Annotated in this window: 21 protein-coding genes and 1 tRNA gene; 12 read left to right on the top strand and 10 right to left on the bottom strand. The window is 62.7% G+C overall.

Annotated features, from left to right (window positions below; genetic code table 11):
• Positions 1-2: 2 nt before the first annotated feature.
• Positions 3-89: transfer RNA gene (locus Q1V57_RS00795), tRNA-Leu, on the top strand.
• Between the two features lie 142 nt (positions 90-231).
• Here the strand turns inward: Q1V57_RS00795 and Q1V57_RS00790 are convergent.
• Complete coding sequence (locus Q1V57_RS00790) at positions 232-786, bottom strand: antibiotic biosynthesis monooxygenase (RefSeq protein ID WP_300526909.1); 555 nt, start codon at positions 784-786, stop codon at positions 232-234.
• An 82-nt stretch (positions 787-868) separates the two neighbouring features.
• Entirely contained in the window at positions 869-3151 is a 2283-nt protein-coding gene (locus Q1V57_RS00785; RefSeq protein WP_300526908.1) for a hypothetical protein, read from the bottom strand.
• Between the two features lie 175 nt (positions 3152-3326).
• Here Q1V57_RS00785 and Q1V57_RS00780 point away from each other — a divergent pair, with 175 nt between their 5' ends.
• The 5 genes from Q1V57_RS00780 to Q1V57_RS00760 all read left to right on the top strand — a co-directional run bounded on the left by Q1V57_RS00780 (position 3327) and on the right by Q1V57_RS00760 (position 8412).
• On the top strand, positions 3327-6200 hold the full coding sequence (locus tag Q1V57_RS00780; protein WP_300526906.1) for a bifunctional [glutamine synthetase] adenylyltransferase/[glutamine synthetase]-adenylyl-L-tyrosine phosphorylase: 2874 nt from the start codon (positions 3327-3329) through the stop codon (positions 6198-6200).
• 71 nt (positions 6201-6271) lie between these two features.
• Positions 6272-6808 carry an EF-hand domain-containing protein gene (locus tag Q1V57_RS00775; protein ID WP_300526905.1) on the top strand — a complete coding sequence of 179 codons (537 nt, stop codon included), beginning with the start codon at positions 6272-6274 and terminating at the stop codon, positions 6806-6808.
• Positions 6750-7490 (top strand): RNA polymerase sigma factor, encoded by a 741-nt coding sequence (locus Q1V57_RS00770; RefSeq protein ID WP_300526903.1) that lies wholly within the window; start codon positions 6750-6752, stop codon positions 7488-7490. The genes Q1V57_RS00775 and Q1V57_RS00770 overlap by 59 nt, the downstream gene beginning before the upstream one ends.
• Positions 7487-7891, top strand: a complete 405-nt coding sequence (locus Q1V57_RS00765) for a hypothetical protein (protein WP_300526902.1) — start codon at positions 7487-7489, stop codon at positions 7889-7891. Before Q1V57_RS00770 ends, Q1V57_RS00765 begins: the two co-directional genes overlap by 4 nt.
• A complete protein-coding gene (locus tag Q1V57_RS00760) occupies positions 7888-8412 on the top strand; it encodes a periplasmic heavy metal sensor (RefSeq protein ID WP_300526900.1) in 525 nt (174 codons plus the stop codon). The genes Q1V57_RS00765 and Q1V57_RS00760 overlap by 4 nt, the downstream gene beginning before the upstream one ends.
• Here Q1V57_RS00760 and Q1V57_RS00755 read toward each other — a convergent pair.
• The 5 genes from Q1V57_RS00755 to Q1V57_RS00735 form a co-directional block, all read right to left on the bottom strand.
• Positions 8409-10949 carry a PAS domain-containing sensor histidine kinase gene (locus Q1V57_RS00755; protein ID WP_300526899.1) on the bottom strand — a complete coding sequence of 847 codons (2541 nt, stop codon included), beginning with the start codon at positions 10947-10949 and terminating at the stop codon, positions 8409-8411. The two genes, Q1V57_RS00760 and Q1V57_RS00755, sit on opposite strands and share 4 nt — an antisense overlap.
• Before the next feature lie 166 nt (positions 10950-11115).
• A complete protein-coding gene (locus tag Q1V57_RS00750) occupies positions 11116-11682 on the bottom strand; it encodes a response regulator (RefSeq protein WP_300526898.1) in 567 nt (188 codons plus the stop codon).
• Between the two features lie 18 nt (positions 11683-11700).
• A complete protein-coding gene (locus Q1V57_RS00745; protein WP_300526897.1) occupies positions 11701-13266 on the bottom strand; it encodes an EAL domain-containing protein in 1566 nt (521 codons plus the stop codon).
• Between the two features lie 79 nt (positions 13267-13345).
• Entirely contained in the window at positions 13346-13897 is a 552-nt protein-coding gene (locus tag Q1V57_RS00740; protein WP_300526896.1) for a hypothetical protein, read from the bottom strand.
• A 77-nt stretch (positions 13898-13974) separates the two neighbouring features.
• Positions 13975-14652 (bottom strand): hypothetical protein, encoded by a 678-nt coding sequence (locus Q1V57_RS00735; RefSeq protein WP_300526895.1) that lies wholly within the window; start codon positions 14650-14652, stop codon positions 13975-13977.
• A gap of 124 nt (positions 14653-14776) precedes the next feature.
• On the opposite strand from Q1V57_RS00735, the gene dusA reads away from it, so the two are divergent.
• Together dusA and Q1V57_RS00725 are read left to right on the top strand one after the other, a co-directional pair.
• The gene (gene dusA / locus Q1V57_RS00730) at positions 14777-15781 is read left to right on the top strand and encodes a tRNA dihydrouridine(20/20a) synthase DusA (protein WP_300526894.1); all 1005 of its coding nucleotides are present in this window, start codon (positions 14777-14779) and stop codon (positions 15779-15781) included.
• Positions 15781-16596 carry a sulfite exporter TauE/SafE family protein gene (locus Q1V57_RS00725; RefSeq protein WP_300526893.1) on the top strand — a complete coding sequence of 272 codons (816 nt, stop codon included), beginning with the start codon at positions 15781-15783 and terminating at the stop codon, positions 16594-16596. The genes dusA and Q1V57_RS00725 overlap by 1 nt, the downstream gene beginning before the upstream one ends.
• On the opposite strand, the gene Q1V57_RS00720 is transcribed toward Q1V57_RS00725, so the two are convergent.
• Complete coding sequence (locus tag Q1V57_RS00720; protein WP_300526892.1) at positions 16593-17336, bottom strand: TIGR02281 family clan AA aspartic protease; 744 nt, start codon at positions 17334-17336, stop codon at positions 16593-16595. The genes Q1V57_RS00725 and Q1V57_RS00720 overlap by 4 nt on opposite strands.
• Positions 17337-17348: 12 nt before the next feature.
• Positions 17349-17546, bottom strand: coding sequence for a DUF1289 domain-containing protein (locus Q1V57_RS00715; protein WP_300526891.1), 198 nt, complete (start codon positions 17544-17546; stop codon positions 17349-17351).
• A 97-nt stretch (positions 17547-17643) separates the two neighbouring features.
• On the opposite strand from Q1V57_RS00715, the gene Q1V57_RS00710 reads away from it, so the two are divergent.
• Positions 17644-18930, top strand: coding sequence for a nucleoside transporter C-terminal domain-containing protein (locus Q1V57_RS00710; protein WP_300526889.1), 1287 nt, complete (start codon positions 17644-17646; stop codon positions 18928-18930).
• Here the strand turns inward: Q1V57_RS00710 and Q1V57_RS00705 are convergent.
• Positions 18927-19649, bottom strand: a complete 723-nt coding sequence (locus tag Q1V57_RS00705) for a DapH/DapD/GlmU-related protein (RefSeq protein WP_300526888.1) — start codon at positions 19647-19649, stop codon at positions 18927-18929. The two genes, Q1V57_RS00710 and Q1V57_RS00705, sit on opposite strands and share 4 nt — an antisense overlap.
• Positions 19650-19727: 78 nt before the next feature.
• On the opposite strand from Q1V57_RS00705, the gene Q1V57_RS00700 reads away from it, so the two are divergent.
• Genes Q1V57_RS00700 through Q1V57_RS00690 form a run of 3 tightly spaced genes read left to right on the top strand, consistent with a single transcriptional unit; the run spans position 19728 to position 21004 of the window.
• Positions 19728-20171 (top strand): PaaI family thioesterase, encoded by a 444-nt coding sequence (locus Q1V57_RS00700; protein ID WP_300526887.1) that lies wholly within the window; start codon positions 19728-19730, stop codon positions 20169-20171.
• Positions 20172-20175: 4 nt separating this feature from the next.
• A complete protein-coding gene (locus tag Q1V57_RS00695) occupies positions 20176-20421 on the top strand; it encodes a DUF3253 domain-containing protein (protein ID WP_300526886.1) in 246 nt (81 codons plus the stop codon).
• 52 nt (positions 20422-20473) lie between these two features.
• On the top strand, positions 20474-21004 hold the full coding sequence (locus Q1V57_RS00690; protein ID WP_300526884.1) for a uracil-DNA glycosylase family protein: 531 nt from the start codon (positions 20474-20476) through the stop codon (positions 21002-21004).
• The last annotated feature ends 277 nt before the right edge of the window (positions 21005-21281 follow it).

Here is a 21281-nt window from a genome sequence, read left to right as displayed (position 1 = left end):
GCGCGGGCGTGGCGGAATTGGTAGACGCAGCAGACTTAAAATCTGCCGACCGCAAGGTCGTGCCGGTTCAAGTCCGGCCGCCCGCACCATTTTTTGATCTCACGGCAGTTCGCTTTGCGAACGCCTCCGATGGGGCGGGCTGACCGCCCGGCGCGCGGTCGCGCTTGCGAACCGTGCGGTTCGAGCAGCGCAGAACAACGCCCCCGGCTGCGATCGCCAATCGGCCGTCGCCTACTTCCCGGCCTTGGCAAACAACCAGCCCTGGAACAGCTTCGTCATCAGCGGCATCACGGCATAGGTCATCAGCAGCACGATGAACGGGGCGGTGATGTAGATGGCGAGATAGCCGGGTATGTCGACCAGAAAGCGCCCGAAAATCAGGTTGAACACCATGATGGTCGGGGCGATGGCGAGATAGGAGATAATCGCCATCTTGTACTTGGGCGGCGGCGTGTAGGTCTCGCCCCCGGGCGCATAGAACCAGGTTTCCAGCCCGGTCAGCGTGATCAGCTTGGTTGGCTCCTCGACCACCTGGTCGATCTTTTCCACCCAGTGACAGCGCGGCTTAGAGGCCGACCAGTCATCGAGCTGTTGCTGCGAGGCGAAGCGGAATACCAAGATATAACGGTGCGTGCCCTCCGGATGGATGACATCGCTATCAAGAAACCCTGGAAACTCCGCCGCTGCGGCGCGGATCCGGGTCAGATACTCTTCAAACTCGGCAATCTTGTCCGGCAAGGCGGTCCGGTCCACGACCACGGTGACACTGGTTTCGGTCTGGCTCATGGGTGCGTGTTTTCCTTTCCTTGCCTGGTCTGAGGTGCTGCGGAGCAAAGCTGAAACGCCAGTCCGCGCACCAGCCGATGCGTCAGGCGCAGGTGTTGGCTTTGGCTTCTTGATCGGGCTCGTCCGGTTCCTCGGCCAAGGAGCTGATAATCCAGGTCCGCCGGCCGATCTCGATCCCGTTGAAGAGATAACGCAGATAAACCTCATACTCCTCGTTATCCCCATCATCGCCCATGCCACGCAGGTCTTGATAGACCAGTGTGAGATCGAGCTGACGCGGTACCTCGTTGTCTTCAATAAGGGTTTGCGTACCATCAGGGTCGATTTCCAGCCACGCGGTATCCGCGTCGATAGAGGAGATGTTGCCTTGGAAAATTCCGGCATGAACCGCCGGGATCTCGAAGCCTACATATGCCCGTGCGGGCAAGTTGCTGGTGACTTCAAGCTTCAGGCCAAGCGAAACGGGGAAACGCACGCCCACATCCACCGGGTGTTCCGAGCGTTCTTTGTGGCGCACGTTGGGCGCCTTGCCCACGACATCGAAATTCCGCCAGGCGACATTGTTCGAGCTAGAGATGAAATCGACCCAGTCGGCAATATGTCCGATTGCGCCGAGATTCGGAGGCCGGTCGGTGACGCTATAGATGATGGCGACAAAACAATAATGCCCGGAGGCGATATTGGCCGTATTCCAACGATAGGCACGCGAACATTGAAGCTTGTCGCCGGCCGGGATCGCGCTGTCAAAATGCGCCTGACCTATCCGGTTCCATTTGTCTGGCGTGGTGAGCACGCTCGGCTTGGCATAATACATGTCAGCCAGCACGCCCTGCGCATCATTTCGTGACCGGTTCAGGCCGCGCAGGTAGATATAGCTGTCGCGGCCGCGCCGGACCGGCTGGGACAGGCGATTATTGTTTTCTTGCCCGCTGCCATGACCAATCGCCGCCTGCGCCGAAGTGTAGGGCTGGGATCGTATTACAATGTCAGGGCTGGAGGATAATCCCTGGCGCCGGTTGTGACGCGAGCCGTCATCGCCCACAAAGTCGCGCAAATAGACATCATCAAAGACTCTAAACAGAGATGGCAGCACATTGCGCAGGCGCGGATGGCTACCAATACCTTTCACATATTTTCCGTTCGAGCCGACAACCCAGCGCATTGAGTTCCCGGGCAGGATAACATTGATCGTGCCCTTGAAGGCGCTCTGAACAACACCAACCGCCGCGGCCACGACAGCTGTGGAATACTGGTTGCCGGAGAAGCCGTTATAGAGCCCAGTACCCGGCGTGCTCGGATCGTCTTCTGCGCTGACAATGTTGGTTCCATCGGCAAATGCATCAATCCGACCGCCACGGTTTGTTTTGTCGCTTGGTGTGAGCCCCGTTCCCGGCACAAACTTGCTCGAGCCAACCATGACCGCACCGCTATCGCGGAATTCGGTTGTCTTCATCGGATCAAGGACGTGTTCATTATTGGCGTTGACGAATCCGTCGAGGTTGCGCCCACCGTCTCCTGCCGGTTCAACAACGACGAAGCCCAAATCCGTCGCTTTACGAATAGCCTTCCAGATGAATTCTGCGCATTCCACCGGCACGTCGCTAAAACCGTTCACAGATGCGGCCCAACTTGCGATGACGATGATATCACCCTCACCGCCTATGCGTATCGCTTCCATGATGGATTGGTCGACAACGAGACGGTTCGATGGGTTGGATGCGGGAAGCACATAGTGCTCGGCCCATGGCAGTCCGCCTGTCATTGACGCTTGTCCCAAGGACGCTGCCAACACCGCCAGAAATGGCGTGCCGACCCTTCGGCTGCCGTACAATGGCTGAGGCGTGACAATCGGGTGCCGGGTGTTTTTGAACTCTGGATGGTCACGCCAGAAATCGTATCCGATTGTGAATACGCGTAGGCCTTCGCCGCGCGCATTCGAGACGCTGCCGGCTACCGAGAACAGGTCATTGCCCGCCGGATAGTCTTCGAAATAGTTTTGGAAGGACGTGTTGTTGGACGTCAGCGGGGCGCGGGCTTCGGGAGTTTCATCAACCTCCATTTCGCATGAAACCACTTTCGGGTGGCTTGTGAGTGCCTGCAGCACCTTGGCGACGTCCTCCTTACCAAAGCTCAGAGTGAAACAGAGATCTGGATGAAAACTGGAATCCGGGGCGCCTCGCGCATCGAGCAGAAGGCGCTCTACGAGATCGCCGCCAAGATCAGAGTAGCGATACTCAATGCCGATACCCGGAAACTGGCTGAATAGAGAAGCTGCATCGGGATGTGCATCGATCAATGCCTTTTGTGCGTCAGGACCGCGGTCAAAATCGGGTTTGGTCTCAAACTGAATAATCGCGTTTTGCATGATGAGGTCCCTCTGGTGTTCGCGTATTGCGCGAACTCTGACCCGAGGTTGCTGACCATTCAAGTGCTACTGAGGCGGATGGATCTAACTAGCGAGCCCAAACCCGCCTGATGCCACCGCGCACCCACCACCCAAACCTCTTCCCTCATCCCGCGGATCGGTTCAGCTTGGCGCCATGTCGTCCGACCGTCCGCTTCTGAGAGATCTTGCACCGCTGCCCGGCCCTGTGGCCGGGGAGGCGGGGCGGTTTTTTGAAGGGTGGGATGCGGAACAGCTGGAGGCGGTGGGCTCGGCCCGGGACTTCCTGGAAAGCGTGTTCGCCCATGCGCCCTATCTCGGGCGGCTGGCGCAGCGGCGGCCGGAGACCTTGCTGGCTCTGACCGGGAACCCCGTCAGCGCGGTTGTTGACAAGGCGATCGCTGCCGCTTTCGACGCGGCACAGAACGCGGCGGACGTGGCCGCCTTCGACACCGTCCTGCGCCAGGCCAAGGCGGATATGCACCTGGCTGTCGGGCTGGGCGATCTGGCCGGGGCGCTGCCGCTGAGCCAGGTCACAGGGGCGGTGACGCGGTTTGCCGATGCGGCGGTCAGCGCCGCTCTGTATGCCCATGTCCGGTTCAATGCGGCGCTGGGGCGGTGCGCAGCGCCGGTCTCGCTGGATAATCCGCTCCCCGGCCTCTTCGTGCTGGCCCTGGGCAAGATGGGCGGCGGCGAGCTGAACTATTCTTCCGATATCGATCTCGTCGTGCTGTTTGATGCTGAGGTGATCGATCTGCCGGACGGTCAGGAGGCGCGCAAACGCCTACCGCGCCTGATCCAGGCCGTGGCAAAATCGCTGCAGGATGTCACCGCGGACGGCTATGTCTTCCGCACCGATCTGCGCCTGCGGCCCGATCCCGGGGCGACGCCGGTGGCGCTGTCGACGGATGCGGCCTTTCACTATTACGAGACGCTGGGCATGACCTGGGAGCGGGCGGCCTGGATCAAGGCGCGGCCTTGTGCCGGCGATCTTGCGGCCGGGGCGCGCTATATCGAGGCGATGCAGCCCTTCATCTGGCGCCGGGCGCTGGATTATGCCGCGATCGACGATATCCGCTCTCTGGCCCGCCAGATCCAGACCGTCGGCCGGCGCGCCGAGATCCGTCCGGCCGGGCATGACCTGAAACTGGGGCAGGGCGGCATTCGCGAGATCGAATTCTTTGTCCAGGTCCCGCAACTCGTCATGGGCGGGCGCAATCGCGATGTGCGCACCCCGGCGACGCGTGACGCGCTGGCGGCTTTGACCACGGCCGGTGCGGTCGAGGCACCCATCGCCCAGGCCCTGGTGGAGGATTATATCCGCCTGCGTCAGTGGGAGCACCGCATCCAGATGCGCCAGGACGAGGCCAGCCAGACCGTGCCTGAGGATGAGGCGGCGCGGGCGAGCCTGGCCGCGCTGGCGGGGTTTGAGACCATGGCGGCCTTCGAAAACGAGGTCGAAGCGGTGCTAACCCGCGTGCACGGGCATTTCTCCGACCAGTTCGAACAGGACAAGCCACTGGCCTCGCGCGCCGGGTCGCTGGTGCTGACCGGGGTCGAGCCGACGCCGGATACGCTGACCACGCTGACCCAGCTGGGCTTTGCCGAGCCGGACCGGATCTGGTTCCGGCTCAATGGCTGGGCCGCGGGCAAGATCCGCGCACTGCGCACCGACCGGGCGCGGCGGCTGTTTGCCCAATGGGCGCCCCAGCTCGTCGACACCCTGGCCGAGACCGGTGAGCCGGATGCTGCCTTCGCCCGCTTCTCGGCCTTTTTTGAAGGCCTGCCCATGGGCGTGCAGCCGCTGTCCCTGCTGATGAATGAGCCGGGCCTGGCGGCGGACCTGATCGGGATTTTGCTGCTGGCGCCGCGCATGGCCAGTGATCTGGCGCGGCGGCCGGAATTGATCGACGCCATGCTTGACCAGCGCTTTGCCATCCCGGTCGATACAGATCCGCCCGATGCCTTCCGCCAGCGCCTGCTGGAGGCAACGCCGGACGCTATGGCCTTCGAGGATGTCCTCAACCAGGTCCGCCGTTCGGTGCGCGAGGAGCGTTTGCGCGTCGGCACCCAGATCCTGCGCGGCACGATCGAAGCGCAAACCGCCGGTGCGGCATTTTCCGACATGGCGGATGCGTCGATTGAACGCCTCGCCAAGGCCTGCCTGGCCGAGGCGGAGCGCCGCTATGGTCCGGCCCCGGGCCGCTGGGCGGTGATCGGTCTGGGCAAGCTGGGCGGGCGTGAACTCTCCGCCGACAGCGATCTCGACATCATGGTCGTGCACGACGCGCCGGTCGAGGCACAGACCTGGTTTACCCGTTTCACCCAGCGCCTGGTCTCCGCCCTGTCGGTACCGACCGAGGAGGGCGAGCTCTACCAGGTCGACATGCAATTACGCCCTTCCGGCAAGGCCGGGCCGGTAGCGGTGCAGTTCAGCCGGTTTGAAAGCTATTACGGTGGTGAGGCCTGGACCTGGGAGCGCATGGCCCTGACCCGCTCGCGCATGATCACCGGTGATCCCGGCCTGTCAGACCGGATATCCGCCGCCATTGAGACCGTGCTCAAGGGCGCCGGGGACGCGTCGATGATTGTCACCGATGCGCGCAATATGCGGACCCGTCTGGAGGAGGCCAAGCCGGCCCGCTCGCCCTGGGACCTGAAGGCGCGGCTTGGCGGTATCCAGGATATCGAGTTCATCGCCCAGACCCTGCAGCTCGTGCATGCGCAACAGCTCGGCGCGGCCCAGGCGTCCACCTCTGCCGCGCTGACGGCTCTGTCGACTGCCGGGGTGATCGAGCGCGAGCCGGCGCGCTTTCTCATCGAGAGCCTGTTGCTCTATCTCTCCCTGTCGCAGCTGCTGCGAGTCGCCCACGGCTCCGGATTCGACCCGGATCGGGCCAGCAAGGGCGCAATTATCGCGCTGTGTCAGGCCTGTTCCAGCACCGATTTGGCGACGCTTAAGGACGATTTGGACGCGCGGGCGACGCGCGTTCGGGCCCTGTTTGAGCGCTATGTTCATCTAGCTGAATAAAAAGCGACGGATTTTCCGTGGGCCTGCGTTTGAGAGGTAAGCGAGGCCCACAGGATAAGGAAATCCTAGACATGAAACGCTCTCAACTTCTCGTGCTGCTGTGCACGTCCGCGCTGGCTTTCACCGGCGCGAGCGCAGAAGCACAACGCGGCGGCGACCGTGATCGCGGCCAAGGCGCGGAACGCGTCATGATGATGCTCCGCGCGTCCGACGCCAATGGTGACAACACGATCACCCTGGCCGAAGTCGAGGAATTACAAGCAGAAATGTTCGCCTGGATGGACCGCAATAGCGACGGTTATCTCGATGGCGAGGATCAGAACCCGATGCATCAGCGCCTGCGTGCCCAGCGCCAGGCCGAGCTCGGCGATGAAGAGGCGCGCGGACCGCGCCGGGGCCGCGGCGGCCGTGGCCGGCATGGTCCGGGCGGTGAGCACCGCCGCGCCGACAGCGATGGTGATGGCCGCGTCTCCCAGGCTGAATTCATGGCCGTGGAACATCCGCTGTTTGAACGGCTGGACGCCGATGGCAACGGGGCGATCACCCCGGATGAGCTGGACGCTGCCGTCGAACGGCGTCAGTCTCGCCGCATGTGGTGGCGTGACTAGTTCGGCCGGCACGCTGGATGGGCGTCGCAGTGCAGGAGTTCTGATGGCCGAGACGGGCCGTAACGGGTTTCGCATCCGCTCACGCGGTGTCGACGACAGTGATGAGGCTCTTTTGAGCCGCATTGCTGACGGCGATCGTGATGCCGCCCGGCTCCTGATGCAGCGTTGTCTGCCGCGCATCTGCGGGATCGCTCAGCGTATGCTGGGCGATCCGGTGGAGGCGGAGGACGTGGCCCAGAAGACGTTTATCCGCGTCTGGAAAGCGGCGGGCCGGTTTGAAAGCGGCCGCGCCCAGGTCACCACCTGGATCAGCCGCATTGCCATCAATCTGTGCTATGACCGTTTGCGCAAGCGGCGCGAAGTGTTGATGGATGAAACGCCCGAGCGTGCTGACGAGACACCCGATCAGGAAGCCCATCTGACCCGCCGTGAAAGCGGCAACAGGGTTGTTGATGCAGTCAATCAGCTGCCGGAGCGGCAGCGCATTGCAATGGAGCTCGTCCATTTTCAGGAGATGAGCAATATCGCCGCTGCCGAGATGATGTCGGTCAGTGTCGAAGCGCTGGAAAGCCTGCTCGCTCGCGGGCGCCGCAAGCTCAAGGCGCTATTGATGGAACAGGCCGGTGATCTCATATCTAGCTATCATACCGTCGCGGTATCGCAGGAAGGACTGAAGCGATGAACCGGGAACGCATGCAAGACATTCTCGAAGCGTATGGCGCTGATCCGGCGCGCTGGCCGGCGGCCGAGCGCGAGGCGGCGCAGGCCTTTCTGCTCGACCACCCGGACGTTCTGGCCGAGGCGCACGCCCTGGAAGCCGAGCTCGACGCATTGCTCGACATGGCCGACCCGGAACCGAGCGAGCTCTTACAGCACCGTATTCTCAAAACCCTGCCCAAGCCGGTCGCGGTCTGGGGCTGGCGCGCGCCGGTGGCCGCTGCTGCGGCCCTGGTTATCGGCGTCTTTGCCGGCTTTGCCGGTGGCTATATCGCCCCGCCGGCGGATCAGGCCGAAGCGATCTATGCGGAGGCTTTCAGTGGTTTTGACGAGGATTGGACCGATTGGCTGGGAGAGGAGATTTGAACTCACCCACCCCCTGGATCATCGCCCTGATCGCATCGGTTCTGATCAATGGCGCCCTGATCGGGTTTCTGATTCAGCGCGAGGTCGCGCCGTCGACCGAGACTGTCGAGCGCGCGGCCGGGCCGGAGCGGGATGCGGGCCCGCGTGGTTTCAATGTCCGCCGCTTTATTGCCGCCCTGCCGCCTGAAGACCGGCGCGAGGCGCGCCGCCGCATGCGCGAGGAAGCGCCGCGCTCACGCGCCTTGATGCGTGAATCGCATATGGCCCGCCGCCAGGCCGAAATGGCCATGATCGCCGAGCCTTTCGATGCTGAGGCCGCTCAAGCCGCGCTGGCGAACATGCGGACCAGCCGGCATGCCGTTGAGGCTCATATTGAAGGGGTTCTTATCGAGCTGGTGGCGGACCTCGATGCCGACACGCGGGCACGGGTTCTGCGCGAGGCCCGCGGGCGTTCTTTCCGGGAAGAGGGTGAACGTGCCGGGCCGCGCCGCCGTCCGCCGCCACCGCCAGGAGGCGGCTAGCCGGCCTGACCGCCTGCCGCCGGACTGGCGCGTTCGCCGTCGACGAATTCCAACTCCTCATCATCGATTTCGCTTCCGACATCACCGGACGCCTGGGCGGCCAGCGCCTCGATATCGATGTCCTGGTCCTGCGACAGCGGCAGGACGAAACTGACCGTCGTGCCTTCGCCCAGGGTTGAGTCGATGGTCATCGTACCACCGTGCAACTCGATCAGGGATTTGGACAGAGCCAGGCCAAGGCCGGAGCCCTGATAGCTCTTGGAATGCTGGCTCTCGATCTGCTCGAAGGGGCGACCCAGACGCGGCAGGTCTTCCTTGGCGATACCGATACCGGTATCGGCGACCTGGAAGATCACACCGGTGCCGGAGAGGAAGCCGCGCACCGTTACGCGTCCGCCTTCCGGCGTGAATTTCACTGCATTGGAAACCAGGTTGATGACGACCTGTTTGAAGGCGCGCGGATCGACTTCGAGCTCGGGAAGCTCGGACACGTCAGCGCGCAATTGCAGCTGTTTCTCATCAGCCCGGCCGCGGACAATGCGCAGGCAATGTTCGATCAGCTCGCCCGCATCGGTCGGCTCGGCCTGCAGCTGCATCTTGCCGGCTTCGATCTTGGACATGTCGAGAATGTCGTTGATCAGTTCGAGCAGGTGCTGGCCGGATGAGAGAATGTCGTTGGTGTAGCCGACATAGCGTTCATCCCCCAAGGGGCCGAACATTTCGCGCAGCATGATTTCCGAGAAGCCGTTGATGGCATTGAGTGGGGTCCGCAGCTCGTGTGACATGTTGGCCAGGAACTCGCTCTTGGAGCGGTTGGCTTCCTCGGCGCGGATTTTCTCTTCTTCGTACTTTTTGGCCAGATCGGCGATACGGGCCTGGCTTTCACGCAGATCTTCCACCGTCTTGCGCAATTGGGCGTCGTTCTCGGTCAGGGCTGCTTCGTGACGCTTGAGATCGGTGATGTCGGCGCCAAAGCTGACCAGGCCGCCATCGGCGGTGGCGCGCTCGGAATAGTGCAGCCAGCGGCCATCGGCGAGCTCGATATCATAGGCTTCCGACGTATCCTGTTCGCCGTGCACCGCCTTGATCGCCCGGGCTGCAGTCTGCTCGACGGCACTGTAGGACAGGCCCGGCTTGAGCTGGCCGTCAGAGAAATCGAAATAGTCACGGAATTTGCGGTTCCAGAGCACAAGACGGCGCTTGCTGTCCCAGAGCACGAAGCTTTCCGACATCGATTCCAGCGCCGCGCGTAGGCGCGATTCAGCCGCCGCGACGCGGGCCTGGGCACCTTTGCGTTCGGTCACATCGATCGCCACGCCGATAATACGGGAGGTGCGCTCCATGCCGTCGCCGAGAATGCGGCCGCGCATCTGCAGCCACACCGGGGCGACCGCGGCGATGACTTCCAGATCGACCTCGCCGCCGGTCGGCGCGCTGCGCATGGCGGCGCGCAACTTGTCGCGATCCGGGCGGCTGAACAGGCGCAGGAAGTCCGATCCGGAACACTCGATTGCGCCGTCCAGACCGAGCATGCGGGCCAGGCTGTCGGTGACAAAGACGGTGTCGGCGTCCGGATTCCAGTCCCAGACCCCGCAGCGGGCCCCTTCAATGGCGTAGCGGAAGCGTTGCTCATTGACCGCAAGGCGGGCGCGTGTAGCGCGCAGCCGGCGCATTTGCAGGAAGATCAGACCCACCAGGCCCAGCGCGACGATGATCGGCGCCACGAACATGAGGCTGTAGAAGGAGATCGTGCGGATCCAGGCGCTTTGATTGATTTCAACGGCGCCAAGGGCATAGACGTGCAAAGCGGTGTTCGAAACCGGCGCCACCGCGAACGTCACCGGATCTTCGCCAAAGCGCGCTTCCGATGTGGCGCCGCCGCCATCGGCGAGGGCGGCGACAATGTCATGGGTAAGCCCGAAGCGTTCCGCCAGCGGCGTGCCCGCCCGGACACCGCCCATCACCGGTTGCAGGGCCAGCATCTGGCCTTCCCTATCCGCCAGCGCCACGACCCGGTCACTACCCCAGTCGGGCAGGGCCAGCTGAGCGGGAACGCGCACGGCGATGGCGCCGACGGTTCCATCTTCAAGCGGTACCGGGACGGCCAGCACGATGAAGGCATCGCCGCTGTCGGCAATGGCGGTCACCATGCCGGATTCAACGCCCAGAGCGTCACCGGCGCTTGAGCGCAGGGCGCCATCACCCGGGCGGCTCATGAAGGTGCGTCCGTCGGGCAGCATGATGATGCCGCTATCGATCAAAGGGGATTGGACGAGGGTGTCGAGCCGGCTTTCCGCCAGCTGTGTCAGTCCCTGCATCGGTGCGGCCGACAAATCCGTGCCAGCAAAACTCAAAGCATAGCGCACTTCGCCGAGTCGGGCCGATACGCGCTCGGCGAGATAGCCGGCAGCATTGGCCTGGGAGCGTTCCGCCTCGGTCATCAGGGCGCCGCGTTCCTGCTGGATCTTGAGCGCGAAGATGCCGCCGTAAGCGAGGGTGAAGAGCAGCATCGCAAACACGATCCAGCCTGCGCCCATGCCACGGGCTGATTTTCCATCGGCCGCAGGTGCGCTAACCGTCGGCTGACGGTTCGCCGCACGCCGCTGGGAAGCGGGCGCCCTATCGGAAACAGACTGACTCATGGTCACAAACTAAAATGCGTCGCGCGCCGATGTCGATCACGCGTCGCGGTCTATCCACGGTTTAAGCCGCGTCGCCTTGCGGCGACAGATCAATACCGTCGCCAGCTTCTTCACCGCCATCCGGTACAACGGACTTCAGCCCCTTGCGCCGTTCCGGTCCCTTATAGGTCGAATCCTCGGGGTCCTGGCGGCGGCGGTCCGGTCCGAAATAGGACTTGTTACGGATAAACGGGCGCGGGTCGTTGATCACTGAAGCGATCTTGGCGAACATTTCCTTCGCGGTGATCGGCTTGCAGCAAAACTCGGTCACCCCGGCATCGCGGGCGGCTTCCACTCGAGATTTCTCGGAGTAGGCGCTCAGCATGATGATCGGGATCAGCGGATTGGGGCTGTCATCGGCCGTGCGGACCAGGCGCACGAAATCGAGACCGTCGAGAATCTCCATCTGATAATCGGTGATGATGATATCGACGCTGTCGGACCGCACCATGTCGAACGCATCCGCCGGATCCCGGGATTCCAGGATCTGCTTGATGCCGAAGCCGTGCAGAATTGTACGCAGGATGGTGAGCATGTAGCCGTTGTCATCGACAATCAGCACTTTGACGCGGCTCATATCTGCGGCCATGGCGGTTCGCCTCTTCGGTTACGCGGCCCGATTCGCCTTGTGATTCGGGTCTAGCACCGTTTCTAGCGGGATAGGCTTACCGAAATAGTAACCCTGTCCAAGCGTAACACCCATGGCTTTGAGCTTGGCCGCCTGGGCTTTGGTTTCCACCTTCTCCGCGACCGTTTCCGCGCCGAGATCCTGGCAAACAGCGATCATGCCCTTCAGCAGGGCCGTGTCGCGATCGGTCTTGCCGACACGCTCAACAAAAGAGCCGTCGATTTTGACGATATCGGCCGGGAAGTCGCGCAGATACTGGAAGCTGGCCGAGCCGGTGCCGAAATCATCCAGGCAGACCCGGTGGCCACGATCGCGGACTTTCTGGATCACTGAATTGACCTCGTGCACCTTCTTGATCGTCGCCGTTTCAGTGAGCTCGAAGCAGAGGCGGCTCCGGTCAATACGCACATCTTCAAGCAGGCCGAGAAATTTGTCGGTCCAGGCTTTGTCCGACAGGGAATTGCCGGACAGATTGACGGCCAGGTTCGGGGCGTTGTCATGCTCCAGAAGGAAGTTCAGGGCCATCTCGGTCATCGCCATGTCGATCTCGCGGATCACCCCGGTGCTTTCGGCGAAACCGACACTGGCATCAATCGACCCGCCATCGGGCAGGCGCAGCAAGAGCTCGTAATGACGCACATTGCCGCTGCGAAGATTGATGATGGGCTGGGCATAAGGCTCGAAGGTCCGGCCCGCGATCGAGGTGCGCAGCCGGTTCATCTGCCGGGAGGCTTCCTGCATCATCAATGAGGCCGCTTCCTTGAGGCTGGTAATGTTCAGCCCCTCGGCGGAATCCGCGGCTTCATTGACGGCGTGGATGAAGGCGCGCACGGCGATTTCCGGCTCCACATCCTCTGCATCATTCATGGAGTCGATGCTGACCGAGGCATCCGGGAAGCCATGAGCCTGGAGAATTTTCACGATCGACCGGCGCAGGCCGGCGACATTGCAGTCACTGCTATGGATCAAGGCGATGCGATTGCCGTCCACGGCCCGCGCGACACCGTCTGAGCCGACCGCAAGCTGACATTCCGATTGCACGGCATGACACAGCATTTCCGCATCGTCGGGGCCAAGCCGGGTTTCGATTTCCTCTATGCCGCTGATCCGCAGCACCGACATTTGCATGGATTTGCCCTGGCGGCGGGCCTCCTGCAGCGCGGTCTCGGCCGATCGCGCAAAAGCATCCGGGTCGACTTCATCGGGCTGAGTGGCGCTTTCAAAGGAGAGCGTCCAGCGGATGCGGTCATCACTGCCGAGGAACCAGCCGCTCAGATTGGCGGCCCGGCCATTGCAGCTCACACGGGCCGGTCCGGACCGGCGGCCGGGGCGCATGCCGCGCAGCAGGGCTTTCATGATCGGGCGCGACGTCGGGTCGAGCCGGCGTGCAAACGCTTCTCGCGAGTCCTCCAGCGGAGGCTCGCCCAGCGCGGCGGTGGCGCCGGCGGCGTAGAGCACATTGCCTTCGCGATCCGTCTCCACCAGAACATCTGCCGCAGCAAATGCGAAGGAGAGGAAGCGATTGCGTTGTTCGATCAGCGACATTTAAAAGCCCGAGCGGTTCGCTAGAGCCTCTAGTCTTGTAATAAAAACCTTATGGTCGCCTTAAGCGAACGGAATTCTCTTATGCGGCTTTCGCGCTGGGCGCTGACGCTGCCGATTTGGGCTTGGTATTGACCGATTGCAGGATGTCCCGGGCCTGGCGCACAAGCTCCGCCCAGTCGGCGGGCAGGTCGGTTTCTTCCTCGGTCAGCTCCACCAGTTTTTCCGCCATGTGAAGCAGACGCGGGGATTGCACGACAAGGCGCGCCTGGGCCTCGATGCGGGTCGGGTCGCGATCATATTCCGCTGCCGGGACACGCCAGCCGCCCCAATCCATACTGTCGGTGACAATGACCGGGAAAGTGCCCGGATAGGGATGGCGCGCACATTCCTCGTCGCTCTGCCACTTGTTCTTGGCGCGCAGCAGGCGCCAATGGCCGGTCTCGACAATTTCGGTGTGTTCCGCGGAGAGCTCGTCGGCGGTGAAATCCCGTCCCAGGCCGCAGTCATAATACACCCGGACCGGCTCTTCGACATCCTTGACCCATTGCGGTTTGACATGCTCGACCAAGGCCCACGTGCCCACCGGCTGAACGAAGACGCGCTGATGCTTGTGAAATATCGCTTTGGCCATGATGCCCTCCCATTCAGGAGGCATCAGACCAGAGCCGTCTTGAAATCCACTAAATGAACTGTCTTGGATTTGAAGTATCAGCCGATCTGAGCGCGCACACGGGCAATCTGGGCATTCACATCGGCCACCGGGGCCGGGGTTGAAGAGGCCAGGGGACCGGTCTCAGGCCACATGGCTTCCAGAACCGCCAGCTCCGCGGCAAGCGGTTCATTGTCAGCGCGCATGGCGAGACGCTGGGCGACCTGGGCAAAGCCGAAAGCGTCCTGGTATTCGCCCGGGTCGGTGATCACGCCATCGCTCACACCGATCGCGTATTCTTCTTCCAGGACATCCATCAGATAGCTGATGATCTCAATCGGATCGCCACCGGCGCGGCGCATCATCGAGGCCAGATTGGCCTCGGCGCCGTTGAGCAGGCGTTCGACTTCATTGGCCGGACGGCCGGCTTCGATCGCCCGTGACACCGCTTCGAAAGTGGCTGGATCAAAGCCCAGCTCCTCGAGCCCAGCGCGTTCCGCAGCATGGGTTTCAGAGACCGGATGCAGCAAATGAGGCGCCGCTTCTTCGGGCGCCCCGGCGCGATAAAGCGCGAGACCGGCCATGACATGTCCCGACATGAAGGCAACGCGTTTTTCCCGGGGCAGGGTTTCCATGTCCGAGTGGGATACGGCGACCTCGCTTGCCTGCTCTTCCTGTGGTGCGCCATTGCAGGCGGCGAGCATGGCCAGACCGACCACAAGCCATAGATGTTTCATGAAGACGCTCCCAAACTTGATAATGGTGAAGTCAACACCAGCTGCGTCCATGTCGCAATGCCTGGCCGGGCGATCACAGTGAACAACCGTGCCCGTAGCGGAAAAGCGTGATAACCGAAGCCCCATGAAGACGAGTGCCGCCCCCCTGTCACGCAAGCTGAGCGTGGCGCCGATGATGGACTGGACCGACCGGCATTGCCGGGCGTTTCACCGTGTCCTGACACGCCAGACGCTGCTCTATACCGAGATGGCAGTGGATAAGGCGGTGATCCATGGTGATCGCCAGCACCTCATCGGCTTCCGGACGGAGGAACAGCCGGTGGCGCTGCAGCTGGGCGGGTCTGATCCGGCTGATCTGGCCAAGGCGGCGCGGATCGGTGAGGAATTCGGCTATGCCGAGATCAACCTCAATGTCGGATGCCCGTCTGACCGCGTACAATCCGGCCGCTTCGGCGCCTGTTTGATGCGCGAGCCGGATCTGGTCGCCGATTGCGTCAAGGCCATGCTCGATGTGGTCAGCGTTCCGGTCACGGTGAAATCGCGCATCGGTGTTGATGATCAGGAGCCGGAGACGGCGCTGTTCGAGTTCGTCGAGCGCGTCGCCGCGGCCGGTATTACCAGCTTTACCGTGCACGCCCGCAAGGCCTGGCTAAAGGGCTTGTCGCCGAAGGAAAACCGCACCGTGCCGCCGCTTGATTATGCCCTGGTGCGACGCCTGAAGGCCGAACGTCCAGAGCTGGAAATCATCCTCAATGGCGGGCTGGAGGATATTCCCCACGCCCAGTCCGAGCTCGGCGACTTGGACGGGTTCATGCTCGGCCGTGCCGCTTATCACACCCCCTGGGTGCTGGCGCAGGCTGACAGCCTGGTTTTCGGTGCCGACGCTGATCCGATAGCGAGCCGCTTCGAAGCGCTGGATGCCTACCGGCCCTATCTCGAAAGCCGCATTTCAGAGGGCGTTCCCTTGCATGCGATGAGTCGGCACATGCTGGGCCTGTTTCATGGCCAGCCTGGCGGCCGCCATTGGCGTCGCATCCTGTCTGAAAAGGGTGGGCGCCACGGGGCGCCGCTTGAGGTGCTCGACGAAGCCCGCGCCGCCGTGGCGCAGCAAATGGACGAGGCGGCCTAGTGGAAGAATACGGTGTTCTGATTATCGCCCTGGCCCTGACCGGCGGGCTGGCCGGGCTGGTCGCCGGCCTGTTCGGTATTGGCGGTGGCATCGTCATGGTTCCGGCGATGTATTACGTCTTCCAGACATTGGGTTATGACGGTGATCGCACCATGCATGTGGCGGTCGGCACCTCCCTGGCCGTGATTGTCGCCACCTCGCTGCGATCAGTCTCGGCCCATGCCAAGAAAGGCGCGGTGGATTTCGCGGTGCTTAAGGCCTGGGCGCCTTTTATCATTATCGGCACGCTGATCGGTACGGTGGTGGCTGACTATATTCCCAGCCGCGGTCTCACCGGCCTGTTCGGCGGTATGGCGCTGTTGTTGTCGCTGCAATTCTTCTTCGGTCGGCCCAATTGGCGGTTGGCGGATGAGATGCCCGGCGGCCTGCCGCGCATCGCCCTGGGCCATACGATTGGCGGACTGTCAGCCCTGATGGGTATTGGCGGCGGGGTGATGGGCGTGACCCTGATGACGCTGTGCGGCAAGACCATTCACCGCGCCGTCGCGACCTCGGCCGGTTTCGGTGTCGCCATCGGTGCGCCCGGCGCCATTGGCTATATCCTCAATGGCTGGGGCTCTGACGCGGTGCCGATGTCGCTGGGTTACGTCAATCTGCCCGGTTTTGCCCTCCTGGCCGGCTGTGCCTTTTTCGTGGCCCCGCTGGGCGCGCATCTGGCTCATTCCCTGCCCGAAAAGAACCTCAAGCGCCTGTTCGCGATTGGCCTGGCCGTGGTCGGGGTGATGTTGCTGCGTGAAGCGATTACCGGCGCCTAGCGGCGCAGGATCAGCTGATCATCGCGGATCTCGACGGATCTGAACTCTTCCAGGATTTCCATCCCGAGAAGCGATCGGCCACCCGATTGCATGATCAGGGCGGGCACGTCGGTGAAGCGGTTATTGGGCAGTTCGAGCTCGCGGATCAGGATCGGCGCGGCGAGGGCGCGGCCATTGGCGGTCGAGACATTCACCCGGTAGTCCAGCCGCTCCATATTGACCCCGATGCGCCGCGCATCATCCGCGGTGATGGCGACGCCGGTTGCACCCGTGTCCACCAGGAAAACCACCTCAGCCCCGTTGATCGAGGCATCGACATAGTAATGCCCGTCCGGCTGACGCTGCAGGATGATGGTCTCGCCGGCCCGGACGCTGGAAAACGATGTGCCTGGGGCCATGCTGCGCGGTGGCCGGTGGGTGAACTCCGGCTGGGCTTCGACCCACAACCGGTCGGTTTCCCAGGCGGTATAGTCACGATCGAGCAGGGCCACGGCAAAGAAGGAGAGGGCGACACTGCCCCAGCTGAGCACGTGGCGGAATTTGACATCGCGGCCGGCCAGCGCACCTCCGGTGAGGGCGATGGCCAGCAGCACAAGGATCAGCCCGGCATAGGCCATGCCGGTCACCGGATCGACGTTTTGCCAGAGCGGGGCCGCCAAAATACGCACCGCCAGCATCGCCACTGCGGCGATCAGCGCGGGAATGGCGGCGAGCAGAAAAAGGCGTTTGAGCGCGTTCACCCACTACCCGCCTCAGCCCGCAGCGGGACGGGAGGCCAGGTAGGCCTCACGCCGCGCATCGAGCTCGCCCATGATCACGGCGCGCTCGTCATCGCTATATTTGGTCCAGCGGCCGAGCTCTTCCATCTTGCGGAAACAGCCGACACAGATCTGCGCCTTCGGATCGACGAAGCAGACTTTTACACACGGTGTCTTGATGCCTTGGCTCATGGGGTCACATTTGGGCCTTCGTGCGATTGAAGCAAGTCCTTGCCGCCGCCGGGGCCTGCGGAATAAGGTGCGCGTCCAAACTTCCTGGGGGGATGTCATGGAAGATGTGTCGCTGCAGATGCGCAGCTTGATCGGCTTGTTCGCGCTGGCCGCGATTGCCTGGCTGCTCGGTCCGCGCAAGCGTATTCCGGTTCTGCTCGTACTCGGCGCCATCGGCCTGCAGCTCGGCCTGGCCTGGGCACTCTACAGTTTTGCTCCCTTCCGCGCCTTCCTGCAGTCGCTGACCGGTGTTGTCGCCGTACTGCAGGCCGTCACCGATCAGGGCGCACAATTCGTCTTCGGCTATCTCTCCGGCAGTGAAGCCCCCTGGATCCCCAATCCGGATGCCGATCCCGGCGCTGCTTACCTGTTTGCCTTCCGCGCCCTGCCGATGGTAATTGTCTTATCGGCCCTGTCAGCCCTGCTCTGGCGCTGGCGCATACTGGAAGTCCTGGTACGCGTCTTCGCGCTCATCTTCCGGCGTCTGTTGAACCTGTCCGGCGCTGCCAGTCTTGGCGCGGCTGCCAATATTTTCCTGGGCATGACCGAAAGCCCGGTGCTGATCCGGCCCCGCCTGCCGGATATGAGCCGGTCTGACCTTTTCCTGATCATGACGGTGGGCTTTTCCACCGTCGCCGGCTCGGTCATGGCGCTCTATGTCGGCCTCCTTGGCGATGTCATCGAGGGCGCTGCGGGGCATATCTTCACCGCCTCGCTGATCTCCGTCCCCGCCGCTGTATTGCTGGCGCGTCTGATGATGCCGCCGGAAGCGGAAACCGATGAGCCGGCCACCAAGGAGAAAATCCCGCAGACCATCTACCATTCCTCCATGGACGCGCTGACCACCGGCGTCTCGGACGGGATGCGGCTCTATTTCAACATCATTTTCATGCTGCTCGTCTTCACCGCTTTGGTGGCGCTGGTGAATGTACTGCTGGCCTTGGCGCCAGAATTTGCCGGTGCACCGCTCTCGGTTGAGCGCATTTTGGGCTGGGTTTTCGGCCCGGTGGTCTGGCTCGCCGGCATCCCCTGGAATGAGGCGTTCCAGGCCGGCTCGCTGATGGGGCTGAAAACCGCGCTCAACGAGGTCTTTGCCTATATTGCCCTGGCTGAGGCCGGCGATGAGCTGTCGCCGCGCACAGCGCTGATCATGACCTATGCCCTGTGCGGCTTCGCCAATTTTTCCTCGATCGGCATTCTGACCGGGGGGCTGGTAGCGATCGCACCGTCACGCCGGGAGGATATTCTCAAGCTCGCCCCGCGCGCTTTGATCTCGGGGACGCTGGCGACGCTGATGACGGGCGCGGCCATTGGCGCCCTGCCAATGGAGATGTTCGGGCTCTAATCCCCGCGTTTCGGAAACAGTTTCGAGCGGACCCAGCCCCAGGTCGAATTGCCGGCCATGGTATTGCGATAGGCGTTTTCGAAAAAGCGGTCCGTGTCCGGGCCGGCGCCGAGCAGGTCGGCGCGGGTCCGCATCGGCGTGTCCGGATCGAGCCGTTTGACCACCCGGGCCGGATTGCCCGCCACCACGGCATAGGGTTCGACATCCTTGGTCACGATTGAACGGGCGCCGACCACGGCATGGTCGCCAATCGTGACACCCTTGCCGATGAAGGCGCCATCACCGATCCAGACATTATGGCCCAGCTTGACCGGCTTGAAGGGCGGGTCGGGATCGACACGATCATAGAGCGAGTGCCAGTCGCAATCGGTAATCGTCGCCTCGCGGGCAATGAGACAGTTATCGCCGATCTCGATCTGGCCCGCGGCAAGAATGCGGGTGCCGCCGGCCATGAAAACGAAATCGCCGATATCGATCCGCCCCGCCTGGTCCTTGGGCGACCAGACGGTGAAACGGATCGGATCTGCAGCGCTGGCGATCAGGTGGATATGCGCGCCCGCGCGGATATTCGGCCCGAACACCTCGACATGCCAGGGCCGGACAATTTTCGGCTTTGGGCCCAGCGCTTCGAAATGCGGCGCCAGGAAATGCCCGGTCCAGGCATTCTCGAAATTCTCCCAGAGCCGGTGCATCCAGTAAGGGCGGTGATCGCGCCGCATGTCAGGTCCCCGATTGTGTTTCGCGCGCCGTCTCACGATGATGCCCGCGGATTCGACCGGTCGAGCGAGGATGAACGCGTGAGCGAAACAGTGGTGATGAGTGCAAGCGAGGTTAGCGATTTCCTCGACGAGGTCTTCCCGCAAATACACCAGCGTGGCCGGCAATATGCCATTGAAGACATCACACCGGGCGCGGCCCGCCTGCGCTATAGTGCCGGGGAAGATAATCTGCGCCCGGGCGGAACTGTGTCAGGGCCGACCATTATGGCCCTGGCCGACCTGGCCGCCTATGCGGTCATCCTCGGACATGTCGGGCGCCAGGCCCTGGCGGTGACCACCAACATCAATATCAACTATCTGCGCAAGGCCGGGCCGGGCGATCTGATCTGCCGGGCGCGCCTGCTCAAGCTCGGAAAGCGGCTCGCGGTCGTTGACTGTATCATCACCACGGATCAGGACGAGGACGCGGTGATTGCCCAGGCAAGCGCGACCTATTCCTTGCCGGAAGCGAGAAAGGCTTAAACCCATGACCGACGATCCTATCGAAACCGCCATTCTCGAACTGGTCGCGGCCGCGCCGGAGGGGCGGTCTATCGCCCCGGCCGATGTCGCCAAGGCGATTGATCCGGACAATCACCACAAGCGCTTCGGCCATGTGCGCCAGGCAGCCCTGCGCCTGGCCAAGGCCGGGCGAATCCAGATCTTGCGCAAGGGCAAGCCGGTGGAAGATCTTGATGCCCTCAAAGGCGTCTACCGCCTTGGCCGGGCCTGACCTTAATCAACTTCTCGCGGATATCCGCGCCTGCCGGGTCTGTGCGCCCGCCATGCCGCATGAGCCGCGCCCGGTGATCCAGGCTGGGGCGGGGGCGCGCATTCTCATCATCGGCCAGGCGCCGGGGACGCGGGTGCAGGCCTCCGGCCGTCCTTTTACCGATCCCTCCGGTGACCGCTTGCGGGACTGGATGGGCGTGGACGAGGCGGTGTTCTATGATGCCAGCCGTATCGCCATTGCGCCGATGGGGTTCTGTTTTCCCGGTCTCGATGCCAAGGGCGGTGACCTGCCGCCGCGCAAGGAATGTGCGCCGCTCTGGCAAGAACAGGTGAGGGCGCAATTGCCAACGATTGGGCTGACCCTGCTTGTCGGACAGTATGCCCAGCGCTTTCATCTGCGTTCGCAAATGCAAAAAACACTGACCGAGACAGTGCGCCAAGGTGAGCGCTACCAACCGGATTTTCTGCCGTTACCTCACCCTTCGTGGCGGAATAATGCATGGCTGAAGAAAAACCCGTGGTTTGAGGAAAGAATCCTCCCTTTGCTGCGCCGCCGCATTCAGGACTTGTTATCCCCAGCTTGATCACAAGCGGTGTCTGACGCTTGCGGCAAGCGGCTTGAGGGGGTATCCCACGCCCGATTTTACAGCGCTCTAGCTGGCCTCGCACAGAAAGGTTTTGCGCGTCATGAGTGTTTTCGAACACCCGTCCTACGACAATCACGAAAAAATCCTGTTTGCGACCGATGAGAAGACCGGCCTCAAGGCCATCATCGGCGTGCACTCCACCGCAACCGGCCCCGGCGCCGGCGGCTGCCGCATGTGGTCCTATCCCAGCTCGGCCGAAGCGCTGGAGGATGTT

Origin of the sequence: Maricaulis sp. (assembly GCF_030149425.1) — a bacterium.
GTDB lineage: Bacteria > Pseudomonadota > Alphaproteobacteria > Caulobacterales > Maricaulaceae > Maricaulis.
The sequence above is the reverse complement of the archived record's forward strand: the minus strand, read 5'-3'. Positions and strand labels throughout refer to the sequence as shown.